This window comes from Bacillus sp. XF8 (assembly GCF_017498755.1).
Classification (GTDB): Bacteria; Bacillota; Bacilli; order Bacillales; family Bacillaceae_G; genus Bacillus_A; species Bacillus_A bingmayongensis.
In genome coordinates, this window is sequence record NZ_JAGDQK010000034.1 from 17,925 (window position 1) to 40,547 (window position 22,623).

Genomic DNA, 22,623 nt, shown 5'->3' on the forward strand with positions numbered 1-22,623 from the left:
AAATATCCCTCAGCAATTATGCTGAGGGATATTTATACTTAGGAAGCTTTTTTCAAATCAATTTGTGCAAGAACTGGATCATGGTCACTTACACGGCCATGTTCCTTCATAATGTTTGAATTTAAATGTACCGGATCTACAACTGTGTGCGGTGCAATATTATTTGTTACTAAAATATGATCTAATACTTGTGCATTTCCGTCATGAATATATGTGTAACGATTTTCTTTCGAAACCGTTTCTAACATATCTTGCATTGTATTTCCTTTTAATGCTTGCAATGGTTTAGAGAATTCAAAGTCATTCATATCACCAACTACAACAACGGGTGCATTCGTATCTCGTTTTTGAATACCTTTTACAAAGCTATTTACTTCTTGCGCAAGTTGAACGCGTTTCTCTTCACTCTTTAATACAAGAGGTTGAATTTTCCCAAACGGCGTCGCATCACCGAGTTTTGAATTTAAATGACTTGAAATAACAACAATATTTTGCCCTTGGAATTTAAACTCCGCAGCTAGCGGTTTACGAGTATTATCAAATAACGGATTATCTTGTCCAATGCGCATCGGGTTTGTTTCTAACAGCTTTGGATTCTTTTCTAATTTCACACGTGATGGATTATAGAAAAAACCAACGCGAATGTTCGCTCCCGGTGCCCCGCCGTCTTGATTGTTCCCAGGTGCAACTTCTACATATTCATACTTGGGTCCACGAATTTCTTGTACAGCGTCAATAATGCGCTTTGCACTTAATGAAGCATCTGTTGTTCCATCATTCGTTGATCCATTATTATCTTGCATTTCTTGTACACCAATTATATCTGGCATCTTTAAATTATATTTAATAGAATATGCAATTGCTTTTACCTTTTCATCAGACGTTTCTTTTGCATTCGCTGAAAAGTTTTCGATATTATATGTTGCTACTGTTAATTTTCCAAGTCGCGGCTGAATGTTTGCCCCTACTTGTTTAAATCCGCCATCTGTTACAGATGGTAGTTCTGTTACCGGTGAAATACGATATGCACCATAATCATACCCTACTACGCCTATGATATCTCCATTAAACGTATCTCCTGCTTTCGCTACATAATCACGAGGTACTTTTAAAGATAGACGCTCAGGATTGAATTGGTTCTCGTCTAATAACGGCGTTCCATATTTCGTAGTTACTTTATCTCCACCATTTGCAACTGTTACATATAAATTCCCATTTTTCTGCGGTCCAATAATTTGAGGAGTCGGCATTGTAACACGCATACCTTCTAGACTTTCATAAAAATCAATTGCATCTTCATTTGGATCAAATACACCAAACGCATCATTATCAATGATTTGATCAAGAATCTTTACACCGTTTTCACCCAATACAGTTGCTTCTGGCAATTGTTGATTACTTGCTTTCACAGCGATATTGCTCGCTTTAATTTCTGTGATGGATAAATCTGTATCGAACCTATCAGCATATCCCGCTCCAATATATTCTTCAACCTCTCCATCAATTTGAACAAGATCTCCGACATTTACATTCGCTTCTTTTTTATAAACATAAATCCCTTCTGAAGTTGCCGGTTCTTCATCAGGCTGCATGTCTTGCATATAAAAACCATTCTTATCTAATGCCGTTACAACACCTTCTACACTTCGTACTTTCTTCCCATCGTAAGGAGAAATATGTGATTTTCCTTGAATATCATGGATACGAACTTGCTCACTTTTTACAACCGTAAAAGAAAAAGTAGAAACTGCTGAAGATTCAAGACCTTCTTTCACTGCGATCGCTTTTATAACACTATTTTCATTTAACACAATCGGTTCATTATAATGAATACTTTTATCTGTTGGGACTGATCCATCTAACGTATAGTAGATTGTTGCTCCTTCTGTACTGGTTGTTAATGTCACTGCTGTTCCTTTTTCAATTTCTCTACCGTTTGGTGATGCAGTCACATCGCTCACACGGTTTTCTGTTTCCCCTTGAAACTTATATGCTGTTACGGATTTTAGCCCAGGGCTACTAAAATATAACTCAAGTGTTCCTGTTAATTGAACTTTCTTCCCAACATTTTCAGGATGGTCTTTTACATTCACTGCCGTTCTCACGTCACCTTTTGGTAATTGAATAGGCATGATTTTCTCAGGATTTGTCTCATTTGGAGAATCGGCAATGGCAACATTCGTATCTCCAAACTTCGCTGGATCTTTCGTGTATGTAGAAGGACTTTGCGTATATCCAACAATATACCCCTCCACTACCCCTTTGCTGCTTCCTTGCTGCTGAAACATTTGAATGGCAGCAAGCACTGATAACGGAGTATTTTCTTCCGCTTTTGTTACCGTACCAGTAAATGAAACCAGTAGTATCAATGATAGAAAGATACTCATTAATTTCTTCAAATTCATCTTCCTCCCCTAATTTTATATTCTCTCAGCATGTACTATCATAACAAAAAATTCTTTATAAAGAACTTAAAATTCGACAAATTTTACAAAAAATTAACCTCATACTTCCGTATGAGATTTCTATTACGATTCCCCCACTATTTTCTTACAATACTTCCGCGCTTTTTATGGATTTTATTTACATTTATTTTTCTTACACTATAAGTAAGAACCATACAGAAAGAAGTGAAGTGAAATGTTAATTTATATATTATGTAGCGTTTTAATCTTATCTTTTCTCTACGACCTTATCTTTGATGCAAATTTATTACCAGCTCTTGCACTGAATGATCAACCTACGAGGCAACCTCGTGAATATGAGCGAGATTATTACAATATAAAAAGCACTCTTATGCGTTAAGAGTGCTTTTCATCATTCCGCCTCTTATGAATACAACTTTCTAATAAGCTAATAAATTCACTGCACAATGCTCCATAATATTAAAGCGTCTGTCCATTATCAATTGTAAAAATTTGTCCCGTAATAGACTCCTGAGTCAATTGAAAAAGAATCGCCTCTGCAATATCATCTGGTGTTGAAATTCTTTGAAGTGGTAGATTTCCAGCAAGCTGGTACATTTTATCCTCATTACCTAACCACCATCTCGTATGAACTGCACCAGGAGAAATACTATTTACTCTGATTTCAGGTGCCAATGCAATTGCTAACGATTTTGTCATCGTATGAATTGCTGATTTTGTTGCTGCATACGGCACAGATGATCCGAGTCCCGTTATCCCTGCAACACTTCCCATATTCACGATAGCACCCGATTTTTGCTTCTTCATATAAGGAACAACAGCTTTTATACAATGAAACATTCCTTTCACATTTACGCTAAAAAGCGAATCCCACACTTGATCAGTTACAGATTCTAAGTCATCCATAGGTATTTGAGCTGTTATACTCGCATTATTCACTAAACAATCGACTGTTCCAAAAAAGTTAACTGTTTGAGATACCATCGCCTCAACTTCTTCTTTTTTTGCTACATTTGCTTTAACGGCGATTGCCGTACCTCCTCGCGGTTTAATTTCATTAACAGTTTCTAATGCTTCTTTTTCTGAACGACTATAATTAATCACAACTTTTGCTCCTACACTAGCTAACTTCAAAGCAGCTGCCTTTCCAATACCAGTGCCACCACCTGTTATAATGACTACTTTATCTTTTACATCCATTTTAAAATCTCCTCACTTTACCTGATCTGATTTCATTTTATCTTCGTTCATTTAAGGAGTATAATACTGAATAATGAAGCCGATATCACTTTAAATGATACCTAGTGGAGGGATCTATTCTTGGAAAGCCATGACTTATGGATTTTTAAACATGTTGCAGAACTACAATCAATATCTAGAGCTGCTGAGAAATTAGGATATGTACAACCGAATATAAGCCAGCGAATAAAAAATTTAGAAGATGAACTAGGCGTTAAAATATTAAAGCGTAATAACAGAGGAGTAACCTTAACTGAACAAGGAAAAGTGTTATTAGATTACACAAACCAAATTCTATTTTTAATGAATGAAGCGAAATCCAAAATAAACCCTGAAAAATGGAGAGAACCTTTAACTATTGGAGCATCTCAAACGATTTCTGCAGTGAAAGTTCCTCAGCTCTTCTCTTCTTTTTTGGAATCATATAAAAATATTGATATGAAGATCAGAACGAATAATAACGTAAAGTTACAAGAAATGCTTTTGTATGGGGAACTTGATGGAGTCTTTTTAAGTGGCTCATATAGTCATTCACAATTCGAAACTGTGTACAGTTATTTTGAAAATATCATACTCATCTCATCAAAGCATAATCCTCTCGAAAATCAAACTTTACTCGTGAACAGTGATCCAAATTGTATATATAGAAAAAAACTATTAGATTATTGTAGTAAAAACGACTTTAATCAGAAAACGATAATGGAGTTTGATTCACTTGAGTCTATTATGCAAGCTGCTCATGATGGACTTGGTATTACGATCGTACCAGCTAATGTTGCATATAGCCGAAACAAGCCAAAAACAATTCATTATGAAGAACTGCCCGAAACAGTCAAAATTGGCTTCGTGATTAAACGTAGAAAACAGCAACCGCAAGGCTTACAGAAATTCGTTCGTTTTTTAAAAGAGTTATAAAATTCAAACAAAGTCCCTTTAGTTTTTCAAAAGAGACTTTGTTTGAAACCTCGCTTGAACAGAAGATACGTTTTTTCCTTCTCCTAAATCAATATATGTATTTATAGCAACACCGATTCAATTCGTTTCATAAGTTGTTGTTTTGTTTGACTCAAATAGTTTCTTTTTTTAGAAGAAATTAATAATCCTATAGGCACTTTAGGATCAAATTCTTTAATCTTAAATGATATATTACTTTGTTTTAAGACCGTTCCCTTAGGGATAATACCTATGGCATTTTCAAAAACCATTTGTGGAATGAGATGTACCGCACTGCAATTGTAGACTCTTTGAAAGGATACATTGTTTTCTTCTAAGAAAGAGTTTACAGCTTTATAATAATTACAACTATTTTCTCCAATCAAGATTGGATAATGAATGATATCAGATATTTCAACTGACTCTTTTTGTAATACTGGATGATTCGGGTTATTAACTATAAATTCGATTTGTTCTTTGCTAAGTGGAGTGAAATTTAGATTGGAAATATTTTCGTTGTTTGCACAAACAGCAAAATCAATCTTATTTTGCTCCATCATTTGTGATAAAAGCGCTGTATTTCCTACAACAAAATCACAATGTATGTACGGTTTCTCCTCGTTTAAATATTTTAATATGGGAGGCATTAATTTTTCTGCAACAGATTCTAATAACCCGATTCTTACTGTTCCTTTCTCTTCATTGCTTATACGCTGCGCTTGAGATATTGAATAATCCCAATGCATTAACAAGTTATCTACTTCCTCTTCAAATAAAATACCTTCATCTGTTAACCTGGCATCCCAACCTCTTTCAAATAAAAGAAATCCAAGTTCCTTCTCTAGTTTTTTTATATGTGTTGTTACAGTTGACTGAGCATAGTTTAATTTTTGGGCTGCAAGTGAAAAAGTTCCTTCCTGGACAATCATTTTGAACGTTTTTAACTCTTTTATTTCCATTTTCACACCTAATCTCTATCGGTTTTATTGATAATTATATAATGTTTTTTCAATTATACAAATCAAAATCACCAGAGTAAAATAAATCCATACGAAAGGGAGTGAAGATATGCCATTTGTTACTGTTTATTACCCAGAAAGTCAATCGAATAGAGAAGAGTTAAAAAAGGTAAGTACTGGTATTCATCTTGCATTAATTGAACATTTTCAAATTCCAAAAGATGATTACTTTCACCTGTTTTTACCCTATCCATCTCATCAATTTTTCTATAATTCGTATTATCTTTTAGAAGAGGAGAAAAAGAGGTCCGAGAAAATGATACATGTTTCTATTACATGTGGACCTGGGAGAACAATAGATCAAAAAAGGAATTTGTATCAATCCATCTCAGAATCTTTTTATAACCATTTAAATATCTCTACAACCGATATTTTTATTACATTAAACGAAACACCTGCTGAAAACTGGTCATTTGGTCAAGGAATAGCACAAATGGTTACTATAGAGAAGGAGAAAATTCATGAATGACCGTATCGAATGCAATATACCACAGAAAATGAGAGATATTGCTCCAGATTTTGTTGATTATAGCGAAAATGTGTTATTCGAAAAGGTATGGAGAGACCCTGCTTTAACACCAAAAGAAAGGAGTTTCATTACACTTTCTGCTTTAATTAGTATCGGTAATACGGAACAACTACCATTTCATCTACAACTAGCTGAAAAACATGGAATGAACCAACAAGAAATAATTGCTTTAATAACCCATCTAGCCTTTTACATTGGATGGCCAAAAGCGGCTGCGACGCTAAACGTAATACTCAGTTAAAAATGCGTCTGCTGTGGAATTGAGTAGAATGAAGTATTTAAGCAAGAACCTGTATTATGAGAATATAAAAATAACAGCTTGGTCAATCGCCAAGCTGTTTCCCTTTTGAAAATAAATTATCTATCATTTCCTCTATGCAGTATCACTTTCATTATTGCGCAATTAATTCCGTTTCATCTCTTTTTTCTAAATAAGACAACACACGCTTTACAGCCGCCTCACCTTGATCAATACAATCAGGAAGACCAGATCCAGCATAAGAACTACCTGCTAAATAAACACCCGGTAATTCTTGCTCCATAAATGTTGTTAGTTTTTTCATTCGCTCTTTATGTCCCACTGTATATTGCGGCATCGCATCTTTCCAGCGGCTTACAACAGTAAAGTCTGGATGTGCCTTAATATCCATTGTTTTTTGCAAATCTTCTAATATAAATTGAACAATTTCTTCATCTGTTTGTTCCACGATTGCTTCATCACCAGGACGCCCAACGTAACAACGAAGCAATACTTTTCCTTCCGGCGTTGTATGTGGCCACTTCTTATGTGTCCATGTACATGCTGTAATAGAAAAATCACTATTGCGAGATACAACGAAACCTGTACCATCAATATCACGCTGAACCGCTTCTTTCGGAAAAGCTAATGCAACATTCGCAACTGATGTCGATGGAATATTGCGGAAGAAGCGGAACTCTTTATACTGCGCAAACATAGCTGGCAATACTTTATGAGACGCAGCAACCACAATAGAGTCCGCCTCAATTTCTTTTCCATTGCTCAGTGTAATCGTATAACCGTCGCCTATTTTTGCGACTTTTTCAATACGAGTTCCCTTCACAACTGTTCCCGCATCCAACCGCTCTTCTATCGTGTCCACAATAGATTGCAAACCTGTTTTTAATGTTAAAAAGATTCCTTTCGGTACTGCATCTTTTGCTTTTTTCGGAGCCAAATTACGCATACCGAGTGAAATACTACGATATTTTTGCTCTACTTGATAAAATTGCGGGAATGTCGCCATTAGACTCATTTGATCAATATCCCCTGCATAAATTCCAGATAACAATGGTTCGATTAAATTTTCAACCACTTCATTTCCTAAACGACGACGGAAAAACTCACCAAGTGATTGATCAGAAACATGCTTCGAACGTGGTAAGACAAAATCAAAACCTGCTCTTAATTTACCAATCGGAGAGAACAATCCTGAAAATAGAAACGGGGCAATTTGCGTTGGAATTCCCATCATTGATCCGCTCGGCATCTTATGTAATCGATTGTTCACTAGAACAAATGATTGACCAGTTGTATTGTTTACAAGCTCATCTCCCAGTCCAAGTTCTCTTGCTAGTCTAGCTGCACTCTCTTTTCTTTCTAAGAAAGAATCTGGACCACGCTCAATTGTAAACCCATTTTTTCGAACGGTTTGAATTTTCCCTCCAAGCTTGCCCGATGCTTCTATTAACAATGTATCAATCGGTAATCCTTTTTCGCGAATTTCTTTTTGTAAGTAATACGCTGTTGTTAAACCTGTAATTCCACCACCGATGATAACAACTTTCTTTTTCAAAAAGGCTCCTCCTCTCCTATGGTCTTACGAAACTTCTGTTTGTTTCTTTAACACGACATCTACTAAACAAGAAATAAATGCATCTGATGCATTTGGCATTTCCGGACGATAATACTTCGCTCCAATTTCTTCTGTAACGACTTTACATTCAATATCGTTGTCATATAACACTTCTAAATGTTCAGCTACAAATCCAACCGGTGCATATACAAATGAAGTGTAACCATATTTTTCGTTTAATTCTCTCGTTAAATCTTGTACATCTGGCCCAATCCATGGATCCGGTGTATTGCCGGCACTTTGCCAACCAACCGCATAATTTCGAACTTCCGCACCTCTTGCGATATAATCAGCTGTTTCATTTAACTGTTCTGGATAAGGATCACCTAAAGCGATGATTTTTTCTGGTAAACTATGCGCAGATACAATTAAAACTGCTTTTTCACGTTCTTCTTCTGACATAGTGCTATATACTTTTTTCACTTCATCTACCCAGTACTGGATAAACTTCAGCTCTTTATACCAACTATCAATCCCATAAATAGTTAAGTTTCCAAGCTTACTTGCTTCTTCTTGTGCTCTGCCGACATATGATTTTACGCTGAACGTAGAATAATGCGGAGCAAGAACAAGGGCAATTGCCTCTTCAATCCCATCGTTATGCATAGCTTGCACAGCATCCTCAATGAAAGGTTCAATATGTTTTAAACCAAGATACATGTGGAATTCCACATGATCTTGTACTTCATTTAAACGCTTTTCTAGTTTTTTCGCTTGTTCTAATGTAATTGTAGCTAAAGGAGAAATACCACCAATCGCACGGTAACGTTCCGCCAAGTCCTCTAACATTTCTGGACTTGGCTTTCGTCCTCTTCGAATATGCGTATAGTACCGTTCAATATCTTCTTCTTTATACGGTGTGCCGTATGCCATTACAAGCAAACCAATCTTCTTTTTCATACCCGTATTCTCCTTTACTTCGTTAATTGCCCTTTAGAATAATCATGAATAAATGTCGTCAAGCGCTTTAATGTGTCTGGATTTACTTCTGGGAATACACCGTGCCCTAAGTTAAATACATAACCTGGCTGCTTCATTCCTTGGTCAAGAATTGCTTTTACATGTTCTTCAATAACATCCCATGGCGCAAGTAAGAAAGAAGGATCCATATTACCTTGTACTGCTTTATGAATACCGCGCCCGCGCGCTTCTTCAATTGACAGGCGCCAGTCAAGTCCGACTACATCAAGAGGCAATTCATTCCATTCATTTGCTAAATGTCCTGCTCCAACGCCGTGCATAATCATCGGAACGCCCATCGTGCGAACTTCCGTGAAAATACGCTCCATTGCAGGTTTAATAAATAAACGATAATCTGCTACATTCACCGTTCCTACCCAAGAATCAAAGACTTGTACTGCTTTTGCTCCTGCTTTGATCTGTGCCTTCAAATATGTAATTACCATATCTGCAAGCTTATCCATTAACGCAAACCAAGCTTTCGGCTCTGCATACATAAATGCTTTTGTTTTATGATAATTACGAGAAGGTCCTCCTTCAATCATGTAACTCGCTAATGTAAATGGTGCCCCCGAAAAACCAATTAGCGGAACATCTAACATCTCGTTTGTTAATAAGCGAATTGTATCTAATATGTATGGAACATCCTCTTCCGGATGAATTTCACCAAGCTTCTCTACGTCTTGTAAAGAACGAATTGGGTTATCAATAACCGGTCCAATACCCGATTTAATTTCTACATCAACACCAATTGCTGGAAGCGGTGACATAATATCTTTATAAAGAATCGCCGCGTCTACATTATATTGATCAACTGGAAGCTTTGTAACATACGCACATAGCTCTGGATTATGTGTAATTTCAAATAGAGAATACTTCTCTTTTATCTTTCTATATTCAGGTTGTGAACGACCTGCTTGTCTCATATACCATGCTGGTACATATTCTGTTTTTTCCCCTCTACATGCTTTTAAAAATGTCTCATTTATATTTCTTACCAAGACCCTTGCTCCCTTCCTTACCAATGCTTCTAACGAATCCTATCCGATATTTATCTTTTTTTACTATACAGCTTGTAAAAACAAAATGCATACCATTATGTACGTTGTTCATGAAATTGACACAAACGTTCGTAAAATCGCTTGTTATTTTCGCAACATTCTTATTATATCATAAGCAAAAACTACGGTTTAGCTACTTTTGTCTTTTCACCTTCTCGATTTGTTTGTGGATTATACGGAACAACATAAAAGCTTGGTTTAGCGAATATATTAGTAAACTTTTCTTCATACTCACCAGTACCTTTTACTGTTCCAACATGAGTATGGATTCCGTTCTCAACCTTATAGATGCGATATATAACCCTTTTATCTTGAAGTGGTTTCCAGCTCAATTTCGTAGTAAATAAACCAAATGGATTAAAGGATAATTTCGCCTCTATATTTTCAATTTTACTTAGATGAATTGGTCTCCCAATTGTCTCGACACCTTTTGGCTGCTTAAACTTCGTTTTATCTTGTACATTCGCTTTCGTTAAAATCTTTTTAAACAATTCTGTTGCAGACGCACTTCCATCTTGTAATTGATGTTCTTTATCCGTACGATCATATCCGATCCATACCGCGCCTACTAAACTTGGAGTATATCCAACAAACCAAACATCCCTAGCACCTTCACTTTGATTAGGGAGTGACGTTGTACCTGTTTTCCCTGCTAGTGCGCCTTTATATTCTCCCGCTTTTGCTGTTCCTTCTTTTACAACCCCTTCTAACATTTTTGTCATATACCATGCTGTTTGTTTTGAAAAAACTTTCGTTTCATTTTTAGGTGATTCGCCAATCACCTTTCCGTGTCGATCGAGTACCATTTCAATCACATGTGGCTCAATAATTTTTCCATTCGCTAAGAACGCACGGTACATCTTTACAAGTTCAAATGGAGAGACTCCGTCTTTCAGTCCACCAAGTGCCGTACTTAAACCAGCATCTGCAATATGAATATTTCCCTTCTCTAAATATTGCTTTCCCTCTTCTACTCCCATTTCATGCAATAAAGATACAGCTGGTACATTCGACGATTCTAAGAGCGCATCATACATCGTTACTTCTTTTGAATACCGATGATTATAATTTCGTGGTTCATACCCTTCAAAAGAGACTCGCTCATTTGTTAATAAAGAATACGGATTATATTTTTTCGTTTCTAGCGCTGGTGCATACACAATGAGCGGCTTTAAAACAGACCCTGGCTGCCTTTTCGCAAACACTCTATTAAATCCTCTTGGCACATACTCTCGTCCGCCAATTGCTGCTTTAATTCCTCCCGTCGCATTATCCATTAATAAAAAGGCCCCTTGTGCCCCGTCCTCTTTACCTGGAAAATTCCGCGCATCTTGAAATTGATCATAGGCTACTTTTTGAATTTTTTCATCCAGCGAGACAACAAATGTATAACCTCCGCGCAGAACTTCCTGATGTGACAGTCCATATAAACGTGCCGCCTCTTCTACTACCATATCTACATAGGGCATATAAGCTAGTTCTCGCTCATCTAAATTTTTATAAAGCGCGATTGTTTTCCCTTGATAGCGAACGCTTTCCTCCGCTGATACATAGCCTTGTTTATGCATAAGCGACAATACTAAATCACGGCGTTCCTTGCTTTTTTCTGGATATAAAAAGGGCGAATATCCATTTGGTGCTTTCGGAAGCCCTGCAAGCATCGCGCCTTCTTCTACCGTCAATCCCTCTACATCTTTATTAAAATACAATTTTGCCGCCGCTTGAATTCCGTAGGCACCATGACCGAAATAAATATGATTCATATACATTTCAAGAAGCTGCTCTTTCGTGTATTTTTGTTCTAATTGGAGTGCTATCGCTACTTCTTTTAATTTACGTGTAAACGTTTTTTCATGAGTTAAAAAAACATTCTTGACGAGTTGTTGTGTAATGGTGCTACCGCCTTGGGCTTTTTCTCTTGCTAAAATATCTTTATACAATGCCCGAAATACAGAAGGGTAGTCAATTCCATGATGGTCATAAAACCGCGCGTCCTCTACAGCAATAAATGCTTGCTGCACATGTTTCGGAATTTGTTCAATCGGTACAAGATCTCTATTTTCTACATATAATTTTGTAATCTCTTTCCCTCGCTGATCAACGATACGTGATGAAGAGTGGAAAACAAGTTTTTTTTCATCCATCATATAACCACCAGCTAACACAATGAGTTTATAGAGTACAATCGCAACTACAAACACTGCCACGCCGCTTATTAAAGTCCACTTTACTTTCTTCATACATCGTCCTTCTTTCCAAATGATGGTACATTTATTATTTGAAAAAGAATTATCTTTATGTATATAATCTTCGAAGTTTTTTCTAAGAGTTGCTATAATGAAGTCAAACTCATAAAGGAGGCATTACAAATGAAAGCGATTATTTCATACGAAACACCTCTAGAACAACCACATTTCACTGCAAAAAATAATGAAAAAGATATGTTTTATAAAGAAAATACGGAAGAAACTGTAGAAGGATCACTTCAATATGACGTGCTAGACGCTGTCGGGGAATTTAAAGGACAAACTGGCTTTATTGTTTGCAACAACATTTCTGTTACAGACGAAGGTCGCCCTGTTTTTGAAAATCGTTTTAAGAACCGTGCAGGGCTTATTGAAAATGAACCTGGCTTCCAAGCAATCCGCGTTCTTCGCCCATTAAGTAACGATACATATGTCATTATGACAATGTGGGAAAATGAGCAAAACTTTAAAGATTGGACAGAATCACGTTCTTTCGAAAATGCACATAAAAAACGCCCTGCACAAGCAAATGCAGAGCCGCAAAAAAGTATTTTTTCAAGACCATCTTTTGTGACGACGTTTGATGTGTTAGTGTAAAAAAAACGCCCTATCCTTGGGCGTTTCCTTTTTTCTTATACCAATCCCGTATGTAATTAGCATCCTCTTCACGCATATGCTTCAATTCATAATGACGTCCAATAGCGCTGCAAGCTATCGCTACGATATACGTATACAAGCGATCTTTCCGCTGAAAGTATGATTGCGTTTTTGTCATTGCTTGTACATGTCTTCTTCTCACAAATCCTGTATACTTTGCAATACCTCGTTACACAAACGTTAACTGATCGGATTTTATCGCGTATCCTCCCGTTTTATACTTGCCATATCCAAGAATCGTAAAGAACAAAAATAATGGCGCTCGTACAAATAAAGCATCATACTGCTTAAAATATACAATCGCCCCTATAATCGGTACCGATGCAATCACAAAAGTAATCCAGCCCATAATTAAATAGCGACGCAGCGCTGCTTTTGGCAAATGTACAATTTCCTCTTCCATTTCATAAGGCAACTCTAAATATGTCAGCAACTCTTACACATCCTTTTTCTTCATAAGCGGATGCAAGAGGACATTCATATTATTGGTGTCTATGCTTTGAATGACTTCCACTTCAATGGAACAATACCCGAACGGCTGACGAAGAATTCCTTCTTTCATTGTCAACGCCTGAATCCGGTGCAATTTTAACACAATCTCTTTCTTTTCAAATAACCCTTGTAAAATACGAATTTCATTTCCGTTACGTTGCACTGTAAAATTTGCATACTTGAAAGCATAACGATTCGAAAAAATGTTGTATTTTTATGTGCTTCTTAACGAATTATTTTTTTACATTGATGTTGGAACAATAATGGTGTATGACGCATAGTATAAAACATATACTGTATAACATACAGCAAGGAAAGGGGTGGATGAATGAGTACTTTATTGAATTCATTAACGACAGAGCTTAGGAGAGGAACTTTGACGTTAGCTGTTTTAAGTCAATTACGAAAGCCCCAGTACGGATATTCACTTGTTCAATTGTTGGAACAGTCAGGCATTAATATTGATCAAAGTACTTTATATCCATTGCTGCGCCGCTTAGAAAAACAAGAGTTAGTAACAAGTAGTTGGGATACATCTGAGAGCAGACCGCGTAAGTACTATGTTCTAAGTGAATATGGTTTAGAGGTTTTTTTACAGTTAAAAAGGGAATGGATGGACAATTCTAAAAAACTATTAGAAGTGTTAAAAGGGGAGGAAAATGATGAATCTAATTGATATTTATATACAAGAAGTGACTCGAAGACTGCCTGAAAACAGTCGTGAAGATATTGCTCTCGAGTTAAGATCAACCATTGAAGATATGTTACTTGACGATTACAGTGAAGAAAATATAAAAGCGGTCCTTGAAACATTAGGGAATCCCTCTATATTAGCTAGTAAATACCGCGATCGACCCATGCATCTTATCGGTCCTCACTATTTTGAGACATATGTTACGTTATTAAAAATGATTTTACCGATTGCTGCTACTATTTCTTTAATCTCAATCATTGCCGAATATTTTATAGGGTATCGCGGCGAAGAAGCAGTAATAAATATAGTTTTAGATATTATTAGTTTTGGTATATGGAAAATCATTGAAGTAGGTATGCAAGTCTTTTTCTGGCTTACACTTGTTTTCGCGCTTATAGAACGAGTCGATCATTCAAAAGGAAGTCACCCATTTACAACAAGGTTTACCAAATGGACTGCGGATAATTTGAAAAATATATCTTATATTCCCAAGAAAAAAGCCATTACGAAGTGTGAAGTATTTGGAAGCTTATTATGGACTGCTATTTGGGCAACCGTTTATTTTTACGCAAATCATCTTGTAGGTATATATCGAGGTAGTAAACAAGGACTTGATTTTGTGGCTCCAGCTATTAATCAAGATGTATTGCTTCAGTATTGGCCAATCGTTCTTGTAGTGATCGGTTTGGAAATAGCATTGTCTATTTATAAATTAATCAAGAGACAATGGACAAAAGGAATAGCAATATTTAATACAGCTTTCCAGCTTATTGGAACCATTGTATTCATAGTGATAATAACGAATCCAAATGTAATGAACCCAGATTTTATTACGTATACAGCTAATTTATTCACCATTACTACTAAACAACTTGAATCATGGATAGTTGGCGGTGGAATTTTCATCTTTATGCTATCTGCAGCAATCAGTGTATTTGATGGTATCCGCAGGGCTAAAGTTCATTAATAAAGTGAAACTTTAATCAGTGGGGTTTTTCTCCATCCCCACTGATTATTAGCCCTCACCAATCGGGCTTTTACGGGTAGTTTATCTCCCAGCTAACTTCTTTAGAAAAGCGGAAGCGGCTCGCTCAGAATCGCAGGACGTTGGAGCACCCGACAGAGAGGCGCTTTTTGCCTCGTCCGAAGGGGCGAAACGACCGGAGATTCTAGCCACTAGAGCTGGACAATGCTTTCGCCGAATTTTGAGGTGGGAGTATTACTGCCCTAGAATAGCGGGATAAATGAAAAGAAAACCATTATGTATATATCACCAGTAAACATAATGGTGTTTATCAAAAGACAACTATAACAAAAAGAACAGCTGTTTACTCCTAGACAGCTGTTCTTCTGGCTCCACCAAATAGCAAGAAGCATTGAGTATTATTCTTGAGTGTCTTCGTCATTTTTATACTCTAAAATATCTCCAGGCTGACATTCTAAAGCTTTACAAATCGCCTCTAATGTGGAGAAGCGAATCGCTTTTGCCTTTCCGTTCTTCAATATAGAAAGATTCGCCATGGTAATTCCAACCTTCTCCGAAAGTTCTGTGACGCTCATTTTCCTTTTAGCCAACATTACATCAAGATTGATTATTATTGCCATATTATCACCTCAGATCGTTAAATCATTTTCTGATTTAATATCAATAGCTTCTTGTAAAAGCCTTTGAAGAACAGCTGCAAAGGTTGCAATGACACTTGAAGCAAACGTACCTATTAACCCCAACATAATAATACCTGCTCTGTCACCCTCAATAAAGAAAATGACAAATAGAATCCCTAATACAATGAAGATACTGATTATGATTGCACAGTATTTTATATACTTCAAAGCCCTTACAGATAATTCCGAGAAAGCTTTGTGTTTATCTATATAGATTAATAGTTTAAATGCTTGATATAACGCAATAAAAAGTGGAATAGACAATACATATGTACATACTAAAAATGGATATTGTAAGTACGAAGTCTCTGGATTCGCTGACGCATCTCTACTGGCTATCTCAGGTACGGCAAATATACACAAAGCAAGTACTGCGATGCCAATAATAAGAAGGACTACCTTTAAGAAAGTTGTCGATCCTCGTTTCATAATAACACCTCATTTGTTCGTTAATTAATTTATTGATTTCAATTTAACACACGATTTATCGTTTTACAATAAAACATTGTTGTTTTTCATCTCTTTTTTATTGTTAACAATTAACTTTTTTTATTCTATACAAAGATAAAAAGCATTTCTTCTTACAAAGAAATGCTCTATAACTTTAAACTGTAGATTTGAAATGAAGTCGAGAAGTTTGTAAAAAAGTTTGTCTTTTTTCAACTTTGGTCTCTACTTATTCTTATACCAATCTAACATTCGCTCTGCATCTTCTAAGCGCGTATGCTCTAATTTATAATTTGTGGATGCACTAGAGAAAGTATAGGAACATAAATGAGCTCCCCGCTGAAAATAAGACTGCGTTTTCTCTATTGACTGTACATGTCTTCTTCTCACTAAACCTGTATATTTAGCAATATTACGATACACCATCGTTAACTGCTCCCCTTCTACTCTATAGCCACCTACACGGAACGTTGCATATCCGAGTGACAAAAGTAATACAAACAAGGGTAACAGTGTCCAAATCATAAAGTATTTTTCAAAATATATACTTGCGCCTGTAATCGGAACTGCTAATATACAAAAGAAAATAAAACTCTCTAACAAATAGCGGCGCAGTGCCGTTTTTGGCAAGGCTGTAACAGTCGGATTTAGTTCATATGGCAACTGTAAATGTGCAAGCAATTCTGCAACTCGGTCCTTCCGAATGACTGGATGCAAGATAACATTTTCCTCACCTTTTTCATGATTTTGAATCACTTCTACATGAACAGAGCAGTAGCCAAATGGTTGACGGAATATCCCTTCTTTTATCGTAATCCCTTGAATGCGGTGCAGCTTTAACACAAGTTCTTTTCTTTCAAGAAGTCCTTGTGAAATGCGAATTTCATCACTTTTACGATGAACGGTAAAGTTCGCATGCTTTAAGGCGTACCCAATCGTTGATACGATCCAAGAAACAACAAGCAAGATCGCAACCATATAAATCCACCCATACACATCATTATCCATCACATATGTTTCTACCCTTTTTTCAATCCATTTTGGGATATATTCATCTACTTGGGAATAAACAAAAAACAATAGAGAAAATAACAAGCCAAATTGACCGGATGTAACGGATGCTAATAAAATCTCTTTCCAAGTCAGCTTATATTCCGTTTTATTTTCCTCTTCCAAACTAATATTTGAAGAACCCTCTTGCATTTCCACAGGTTCCTCTGAAGATTCATTTAACATTGCAATTAATGCTTTTGCTTCATCAGCCGTAATACCAGCTAAGCTAACCTCGGGCTCACCACCACCGCCAGCTGTTTCAATTTTGAGCTTCGTTAAACCTAATATTTGATATAACATACTTGAACTTGTATTAATCGTCTGTACACGTTCTTTATTCAAGTAACTTTCTTTTTTCACAAATAGTCCTTGTTTAATGTGTAATACATTATTTTCTATCCAATATACTTTATAGTACCAGCCAACAATAACAGAGACGACTGAAATTCCTAAAAAACCTAAAGGTACCAAATACCAAAACGGAAACTTTCCTTTTAGACTAAAAAGAAAAATAATGAATGGTATAAAGTCTGTTATCTTTAATTCCAATAACATGGTGATGGGATGCTGCCTCTTATACATCCTCATCACTCACCTTCGCAAGTTCTCCAATTTGTCGCTTCAATTGTTCTGCTTCTCTCATCTTTAAACCTGGAATACTATGAGATGTAGCGGCAGTTGAAATTTGTAATTCTGCTAAATCGTATTTCCTCATAATTGGACCTTGCTCAATTGTAACGTGTTGCACACGAATCATCGGAACTAATACACGTTTAACCGTAAACATTCCGTGTTGAACCTCTAATTCTTCTTCATTTAAGCGATAGCTGTAATAACGCTGACGTAATTTCGGAAATATAAAGTAGTCAAACGGTGTATACACAACCGTCAACCCAATAAGTACATAAAAAAGCCACTCCCACCAATTAAACTTAATCATGAAAAAGAGATAAGCTAGGATGACTAACACACTTATGCCCAGTTCAATTAAAACTCGAGTTTGCCAAACTTTGACCATATCGGGATGAATTTCTTTTTCCAATGGCTGCATTTTATCACTCCAAATCTAGAAATCTAATATATATAAATTCTCGTATTATATATTCTATAAGATTTTACAAAAAATAGAAATATTTTAATGATTCTTCTTTTCTTCCTCTTTCTTCTCCGGAATGAAATAACCGAACCAAATAAACCAAATGAGGCTAATCAATGCCGTCCATTCCTTTTCACCTTGAAATGCATCGATTACGTTCGGAAATTTATAAACTCCAATAAACCCGAGGAAACCGAGCCACCAGTCTTTTCGAAATTTCATATTTTCCTCTCCTCTCTACCAACTACTTCATTCGATACATCTGATTTTTCAACACATCAGTCGCGGCTATGAAAACAAGAAGAGACCTCCACTCATTTTCTCCTTCTGTTCTCACTCGGCATGGGGCGAAAAAAGACCCTGACCGCTTCTATCCATGATCGGACGCTCCCTTCCACCCAAAAAGAGTGGTTTTATGTCGTTTTTTCAATTTGTTCTTATCTGCTTACTCGCACACTCTTTACACTTTCAATCCATATGTCTTTATAATTTAATTTGAATCCCATCAACATCGAATTACTCATATTATCAATAACTAACGCTAACATGTGGGCCTTCTCTTCCGTTTTTTCTTGTGAAACAACACCTAAGTCTGCGCCTTTCTTTAATAAATCTGCGAAACCATTTAAGAAATCTTCCTGCACTTCAAATAACCTCTTCTGATACTTTTCATTTCGTACTGCTGTCAAAATGAATTCATTTAGTACGCGAAGTGCCCCCGGGTCTTCTTCATATTCTGATAACATACGCAGACCATCTTCTATTAATCGCTCTTCAAAATTCTCCTTTTTGTACTGCTCTTTTGCAAAGTACGCTGAAAAATAATAATCCGCAAAGATTTCTTCAAATAAAAAATCAATTAACGCTTCTTTAGATGAGAAGTGATAATAAATAGCTGGCTTTGATATTCCAACCTCTTTTGCAATCATAGATAGACTCATCTTTTCAATACCATGCTCTGCCATCAATTTGAAAGCCGCTTCTACTATATTTTTTGATGTTTGCATATTTTTTGTCATATGTACTCCTTTTTTACTTAACGGTCGGTAAGTAAATTATAAAATAAAAAAATATAATTTGCAAAGAAAGAAAAGCTTCCACAAAATGTGAAAGCTTTTCTTCAAATAGATATATTCATTTCGATTTGCAGACATGTGAGTCGCTGCTATGAAAACAAAACTAGATTTCCACTCATTTTCCCCTTTTGTTTTCACACGGCATGGAGCTAAGAAAGCACTGACCGCTTCTATCCACGATCGGACGCTCTCTCCCACCTACAAAAAAGGTTTTCTATCGTTTTTCAATTTGAATTTATATAGATACTCCCTTTTGCTGAAGCAACCGCAAACGATAACAATTCATCGTCACTTCTCCGAGCCGTTGCAACAATTGATAATTCGCATATGCTCCAACTGGCGCTCCAATCACTGGTACAAGCTGGAGCATCTTTGCTAAATCGATATAATCACGATATTCCTGCTGAAATTTCTCCCAGTCAATATGATTTTCTTTCTGCGTATCCCACGTTTCAATTGCTTTCCATATTTCTTTTCGATGATCATCACTTGAGAAAGCAAGCTGAAATACATGAAGAATAAAGAAACGCTCTTCTTCTTTGCTCGTATCAAATCCATAAACAGTCGCTGCATCAAATAAAAATTTAATTTTAATGCTGAGTAAGAGCGGAAAATCTGCAAGTCCTAAGAGAAAGCCACCCGCTCCTGTTCCGGCACCTTCTGCTGCCGCAACCTTTTTATACTCATCCATTTTCTTTAACACTTCTTCATCTCTTCGCTGCAGTGACCAAGCTGTTTCTTTTAACTTCGGTTTTATAAAATGAGATCCTGCACTAATACCTTGCACCATCTTTTTTATGGTTTCTGTTAATACATTTTGCACTTTTTCTGGGATTAGCTGTTGCACTTTCGTTTGTACCTTTTTCGAAAACCTGGTCATCATAGAAGAATCTTTCATGATTGTATTTTTCCATTGCTGCAATTCTTTTATGACTTTCTCTTCATATTCAGTCATAGGTTCATTCCTTTCAGCTTAAACGCTCGATGCGCTTTGCACCGTATTGATAAACAAAACCAACACTAAAAGCTATGCTAGCCGCGAATAAAATACAAGTCATGATGATATCTTTTGTTGCCAAAACAAATATGATTGTAAATACAATACTGCCTATACATAGAATTGCATTTAACAGGCGAAGAAAATCCTTTTTCTTTTCTTCTACGGTCACTGGATATAAATCAAGCCATAGTTTTAAACGATGGTGTTTCCAAAGGCTTAATAACTGATAACCAATTAAGTATAAAAACACAATACTTACAATAAAACGACCATATAAAAATGGTATAAAGTAAAGAATGACCCCGCCAATGGCAAGTAAACGAATATATAAACCAAAATAGTTACCCGATCTTAAAAATGTACGAGTATATAGATATAAATATGTACGTTTTTCACCAATCATGGAAAGTACAAAATCAAGCCATTTCCGGCGTGACACCCGTTCCTTTAACGCCGGTACATCGACAAACATGTTCGCAATGCGGTACAGGAGCATCATTTTCTTGCCTTCTTCTGCAATTAAGTATTCCCAGTTTAACGGTTTTCCTTTTACCTTTTGATACATGAATGCAAGGTATATAACCATTACAAATAGAATTACTCCTATGTAAATCACCGAAGTGCGCTCTACAAGGAAGTAGACAAATAATCCGTTACATATAAAGCGAATGAACCAATCCGCGCGCTGCATACTTTGATCTGTTAAAAATGATTTTTCCCATGCTACAAATAAATTCCATGCTTTTACTAAAATAAGCGCGGCCACAATCCATATGTAAGTCCCTCCTGTTTGCTTCATTTGCTGGAAATATAGTGGAGCAAGTGCGGCCGCTGCAATTGCTATCACATACAGCTGAATCATAAACGTAAAGAGAAACGCTTTTGTAAAATACGGCTTTAATTTCTCTTCAACTGGAAGCAAATACACAAGATCTGCTTCTTTTAATAACGTTTGGATGGATCCTGCTGTTAATACAAGTCCAAGTAAAACCGCCATAACAAGCGCGGCCGGAAATGAAGGAGTCAATGTTTGTAACCATTGCTGGTAATAATACGCACCGGCTCCAATAATAAATACGAAAATAAATTTTAAATGATCGTTAAAAACATATTTACTATATGTACGAACTTCTTTTAAAAAATGCCTGAATCGTTCTTTCCACAATGCTCTGCTATTCATAATCTTCTTCCTTTGTTAATGCAATATAGATATCATCTAGCGTCGCTCCAGGCATATTAAATTGCGACTGCAACTCAGATAGTGTTCCCTTCGCCCGAACTTCACCTTGATGTAAAATAATGAAGGAATCACAGTAACGCTCTGCTGTCGCTAAAATATGGGTACTCATTAAAATACCGGCGCCACTCTTTTTCATTTTGTTCATCATTTGCAGTAGTGATTGAATCGCTAGCGGATCGAGTCCAACGAAAGGTTCATCCACAATATAAAGTGATGGTTCAACAAGAAACGCACTCATAATCATCACTTTCTGTTTCATCCCTTTTGAAAAATGAGCTGGGAACCATTTTAAACGATTTGTCATTCGAAATTCCTTTAACAGCTGCTGCACACGTTCTTCATATTGTTTCTCATCTACACCATACGCCATCGCTGTTAACTTTAAATGTTCTTCTAGAGTTAACTCATCATATAATACAGGTGTTTCCGGAATAAATGAAAAGCTAGAGCGATACGCTGTCATATCTTCTCGAATTGTTTTTCCGTTAATTGTTACAGTACCTTTTTTTGGTTCCATTAAACCGATAATATGTTTAATCGTTGTACTTTTACCTGCTCCATTTAAACCGATTAAGCCAACAAGCTCACCCTTATTAACAGAAAATGAAACATCTTGCAGCACCGGCCGCTTCGTATATCCTCCTGTGACATTTTCCACACGTAATAACTGTCCCATATGACACCACTTTCTTCGTTATATTCATCCGCTTGTATAAGCGTATCTTTTATTAAAATGTATATATTCATCTTACCAAAAAATAAAAGATACTACATAGTACCGAATTTCTTCAAAAAAAAAATAATTTCTTTACATATCTTTTACACAACGGGACATCATAATTAGTGAAGAAGGAACAAATTGAAAAAGCAACCACCAAATTGATGAATACAACTAAGTAAAATCATCATGAAATGG

The 22,623-nt window shown here is 36.2% G+C and carries 22 protein-coding genes and 1 pseudogene; 6 read left to right on the plus strand and 17 right to left on the minus strand.

Going from position 1 to position 22,623, the window contains the following annotated elements:
* Window positions 1-38: 38 nt before the first annotated feature.
* Both J4P91_RS19855 and J4P91_RS19860 read right to left on the minus strand, forming a co-directional pair.
* Window positions 39-2,405, minus strand: coding sequence for a DUF6359 domain-containing protein (locus tag J4P91_RS19855; RefSeq protein ID WP_207995522.1), 2,367 nt, complete (start codon window positions 2,403-2,405; stop codon window positions 39-41).
* 480 nt (window positions 2,406-2,885) lie between these two features.
* A complete protein-coding gene (locus tag J4P91_RS19860) occupies window positions 2,886-3,626 on the minus strand; it encodes an SDR family NAD(P)-dependent oxidoreductase (RefSeq protein WP_207995523.1) in 741 nt (246 codons plus the stop codon).
* A 120-nt stretch (window positions 3,627-3,746) separates the two neighbouring features.
* On the opposite strand from J4P91_RS19860, the gene J4P91_RS19865 reads away from it, so the two are divergent.
* Window positions 3,747-4,580, plus strand: coding sequence for a LysR family transcriptional regulator (locus J4P91_RS19865; protein ID WP_207995524.1), 834 nt, complete (start codon window positions 3,747-3,749; stop codon window positions 4,578-4,580).
* Between the two features lie 101 nt (window positions 4,581-4,681).
* Here J4P91_RS19865 and J4P91_RS19870 read toward each other — a convergent pair whose 3' ends face one another.
* Complete coding sequence (locus J4P91_RS19870) at window positions 4,682-5,557, minus strand: LysR family transcriptional regulator (RefSeq protein WP_207995525.1); 876 nt, start codon at window positions 5,555-5,557, stop codon at window positions 4,682-4,684.
* Between the two features lie 109 nt (window positions 5,558-5,666).
* Here J4P91_RS19870 and J4P91_RS19875 point away from each other — a divergent pair, with 109 nt between their 5' ends.
* Both J4P91_RS19875 and J4P91_RS19880 read left to right on the plus strand, forming a co-directional pair.
* Window positions 5,667-6,086 (plus strand): tautomerase family protein, encoded by a 420-nt coding sequence (locus tag J4P91_RS19875; protein ID WP_207995526.1) that lies wholly within the window; start codon window positions 5,667-5,669, stop codon window positions 6,084-6,086.
* Window positions 6,079-6,387, plus strand: a complete 309-nt coding sequence (locus J4P91_RS19880; RefSeq protein ID WP_207995527.1) for a carboxymuconolactone decarboxylase family protein — start codon at window positions 6,079-6,081, stop codon at window positions 6,385-6,387. The genes J4P91_RS19875 and J4P91_RS19880 overlap by 8 nt, the downstream gene beginning before the upstream one ends.
* A gap of 151 nt (window positions 6,388-6,538) precedes the next feature.
* Here J4P91_RS19880 and hemY read toward each other — a convergent pair whose 3' ends face one another.
* The 4 genes from hemY to J4P91_RS19900 all read right to left on the minus strand — a co-directional run bounded on the left by hemY (window position 6,539) and on the right by J4P91_RS19900 (window position 12,281).
* The gene (gene hemY / locus J4P91_RS19885; RefSeq protein ID WP_207995528.1) at window positions 6,539-7,960 is read right to left on the minus strand and encodes a protoporphyrinogen oxidase; all 1,422 of its coding nucleotides are present in this window, start codon (window positions 7,958-7,960) and stop codon (window positions 6,539-6,541) included.
* A 24-nt stretch (window positions 7,961-7,984) separates the two neighbouring features.
* Complete coding sequence (gene hemH / locus J4P91_RS19890; protein ID WP_207995529.1) at window positions 7,985-8,920, minus strand: ferrochelatase; 936 nt, start codon at window positions 8,918-8,920, stop codon at window positions 7,985-7,987.
* A gap of 14 nt (window positions 8,921-8,934) precedes the next feature.
* Window positions 8,935-9,981 carry a uroporphyrinogen decarboxylase gene (gene hemE, locus J4P91_RS19895; RefSeq protein ID WP_207995530.1) on the minus strand — a complete coding sequence of 349 codons (1,047 nt, stop codon included), beginning with the start codon at window positions 9,979-9,981 and terminating at the stop codon, window positions 8,935-8,937.
* Between the two features lie 182 nt (window positions 9,982-10,163).
* Entirely contained in the window at window positions 10,164-12,281 is a 2,118-nt protein-coding gene (locus J4P91_RS19900; RefSeq protein ID WP_207995531.1) for a transglycosylase domain-containing protein, read from the minus strand.
* Window positions 12,282-12,410: 129 nt separating this feature from the next.
* On the opposite strand from J4P91_RS19900, the gene J4P91_RS19905 reads away from it, so the two are divergent.
* Entirely contained in the window at window positions 12,411-12,884 is a 474-nt protein-coding gene (locus tag J4P91_RS19905; RefSeq protein ID WP_207995532.1) for an antibiotic biosynthesis monooxygenase family protein, read from the plus strand.
* A 10-nt stretch (window positions 12,885-12,894) separates the two neighbouring features.
* Here J4P91_RS19905 and J4P91_RS19910 read toward each other — a convergent pair.
* Window positions 12,895-13,626, minus strand: a pseudogene (locus J4P91_RS19910) (PH domain-containing protein); the annotation flags it as partial.
* A gap of 138 nt (window positions 13,627-13,764) precedes the next feature.
* On the opposite strand from J4P91_RS19910, the gene J4P91_RS19915 reads away from it, so the two are divergent.
* Complete coding sequence (locus J4P91_RS19915; RefSeq protein WP_207995533.1) at window positions 13,765-14,112, plus strand: PadR family transcriptional regulator; 348 nt, start codon at window positions 13,765-13,767, stop codon at window positions 14,110-14,112.
* Window positions 14,099-15,097 carry an HAAS signaling domain-containing protein gene (locus J4P91_RS19920; RefSeq protein ID WP_207995534.1) on the plus strand — a complete coding sequence of 333 codons (999 nt, stop codon included), beginning with the start codon at window positions 14,099-14,101 and terminating at the stop codon, window positions 15,095-15,097. The genes J4P91_RS19915 and J4P91_RS19920 overlap by 14 nt, the downstream gene beginning before the upstream one ends.
* Window positions 15,098-15,513: 416 nt before the next feature.
* Here J4P91_RS19920 and J4P91_RS19925 read toward each other — a convergent pair whose 3' ends face one another.
* The 9 genes from J4P91_RS19925 to ecsA all read right to left on the minus strand — a co-directional run bounded on the left by J4P91_RS19925 (window position 15,514) and on the right by ecsA (window position 22,383).
* A complete protein-coding gene (locus tag J4P91_RS19925; protein ID WP_207995535.1) occupies window positions 15,514-15,735 on the minus strand; it encodes a helix-turn-helix domain-containing protein in 222 nt (73 codons plus the stop codon).
* Between the two features lie 9 nt (window positions 15,736-15,744).
* On the minus strand, window positions 15,745-16,224 hold the full coding sequence (locus J4P91_RS19930; protein ID WP_207995536.1) for a DUF2975 domain-containing protein: 480 nt from the start codon (window positions 16,222-16,224) through the stop codon (window positions 15,745-15,747).
* Between the two features lie 243 nt (window positions 16,225-16,467).
* On the minus strand, window positions 16,468-17,877 hold the full coding sequence (locus tag J4P91_RS19935) for a PH domain-containing protein (protein ID WP_207995537.1): 1,410 nt from the start codon (window positions 17,875-17,877) through the stop codon (window positions 16,468-16,470).
* Window positions 17,870-18,346: a PH domain-containing protein gene (locus J4P91_RS19940; protein ID WP_207995538.1), complete on the minus strand. Its 477-nt coding sequence runs from the start codon at window positions 18,344-18,346 to the stop codon at window positions 17,870-17,872. The genes J4P91_RS19935 and J4P91_RS19940 overlap by 8 nt, the downstream gene beginning before the upstream one ends.
* 84 nt (window positions 18,347-18,430) lie before the next feature.
* Complete coding sequence (locus J4P91_RS19945) at window positions 18,431-18,613, minus strand: hypothetical protein (protein WP_207995539.1); 183 nt, start codon at window positions 18,611-18,613, stop codon at window positions 18,431-18,433.
* Between the two features lie 215 nt (window positions 18,614-18,828).
* Window positions 18,829-19,410 carry a TetR/AcrR family transcriptional regulator gene (locus tag J4P91_RS19950; protein ID WP_207995540.1) on the minus strand — a complete coding sequence of 194 codons (582 nt, stop codon included), beginning with the start codon at window positions 19,408-19,410 and terminating at the stop codon, window positions 18,829-18,831.
* A gap of 292 nt (window positions 19,411-19,702) precedes the next feature.
* On the minus strand, window positions 19,703-20,422 hold the full coding sequence (locus J4P91_RS19955) for an EcsC family protein (RefSeq protein ID WP_207995541.1): 720 nt from the start codon (window positions 20,420-20,422) through the stop codon (window positions 19,703-19,705).
* Window positions 20,423-20,435: 13 nt separating this feature from the next.
* Entirely contained in the window at window positions 20,436-21,647 is a 1,212-nt protein-coding gene (locus tag J4P91_RS19960; protein WP_207995542.1) for an ABC transporter permease, read from the minus strand.
* The gene (gene ecsA, locus J4P91_RS19965) at window positions 21,640-22,383 is read right to left on the minus strand and encodes an ABC transporter ATP-binding protein EcsA (RefSeq protein WP_017152947.1); all 744 of its coding nucleotides are present in this window, start codon (window positions 22,381-22,383) and stop codon (window positions 21,640-21,642) included. The genes J4P91_RS19960 and ecsA overlap by 8 nt, the downstream gene beginning before the upstream one ends.
* Window positions 22,384-22,623: the final 240 nt, after the last annotated feature.

Coding starts and splice junctions, on each gene's coding strand:
- J4P91_RS19875 (WP_207995526.1), top strand. CDS start 5,667: ATGCCATTTGTTACTGTTTATTACCCAGAAAGTCAATCGAATAGAGAA.
- J4P91_RS19945 (WP_207995539.1), bottom strand. CDS start 18,613: ATGAAATTTCGAAAAGACTGGTGGCTCGGTTTCCTCGGGTTTATTGGA.
- J4P91_RS19855 (WP_207995522.1), bottom strand. CDS start 2,405: ATGAATTTGAAGAAATTAATGAGTATCTTTCTATCATTGATACTACTG.
- J4P91_RS19880 (WP_207995527.1), top strand. CDS start 6,079: ATGAATGACCGTATCGAATGCAATATACCACAGAAAATGAGAGATATT.
- J4P91_RS19930 (WP_207995536.1), bottom strand. CDS start 16,224: ATGAAACGAGGATCGACAACTTTCTTAAAGGTAGTCCTTCTTATTATT.
- ecsA (WP_017152947.1), bottom strand. CDS start 22,383: ATGGGACAGTTATTACGTGTGGAAAATGTCACAGGAGGATATACGAAG.
- J4P91_RS19920 (WP_207995534.1), top strand. CDS start 14,099: ATGAATCTAATTGATATTTATATACAAGAAGTGACTCGAAGACTGCCT.
- J4P91_RS19915 (WP_207995533.1), top strand. CDS start 13,765: ATGAGTACTTTATTGAATTCATTAACGACAGAGCTTAGGAGAGGAACT.
- hemH (WP_207995529.1), bottom strand. CDS start 8,920: ATGAAAAAGAAGATTGGTTTGCTTGTAATGGCATACGGCACACCGTAT.
- J4P91_RS19950 (WP_207995540.1), bottom strand. CDS start 19,410: ATGACAAAAAATATGCAAACATCAAAAAATATAGTAGAAGCGGCTTTC.
- J4P91_RS19905 (WP_207995532.1), top strand. CDS start 12,411: ATGAAAGCGATTATTTCATACGAAACACCTCTAGAACAACCACATTTC.
- J4P91_RS19940 (WP_207995538.1), bottom strand. CDS start 18,346: ATGCAGCCATTGGAAAAAGAAATTCATCCCGATATGGTCAAAGTTTGG.
- J4P91_RS19860 (WP_207995523.1), bottom strand. CDS start 3,626: ATGGATGTAAAAGATAAAGTAGTCATTATAACAGGTGGTGGCACTGGT.
- J4P91_RS19870 (WP_207995525.1), bottom strand. CDS start 5,557: ATGGAAATAAAAGAGTTAAAAACGTTCAAAATGATTGTCCAGGAAGGA.
- J4P91_RS19925 (WP_207995535.1), bottom strand. CDS start 15,735: ATGGCAATAATAATCAATCTTGATGTAATGTTGGCTAAAAGGAAAATG.
- J4P91_RS19935 (WP_207995537.1), bottom strand. CDS start 17,877: ATGTATAAGAGGCAGCATCCCATCACCATGTTATTGGAATTAAAGATA.
- J4P91_RS19955 (WP_207995541.1), bottom strand. CDS start 20,422: ATGACTGAATATGAAGAGAAAGTCATAAAAGAATTGCAGCAATGGAAA.
- J4P91_RS19960 (WP_207995542.1), bottom strand. CDS start 21,647: ATGAATAGCAGAGCATTGTGGAAAGAACGATTCAGGCATTTTTTAAAA.
- J4P91_RS19900 (WP_207995531.1), bottom strand. CDS start 12,281: ATGAAGAAAGTAAAGTGGACTTTAATAAGCGGCGTGGCAGTGTTTGTA.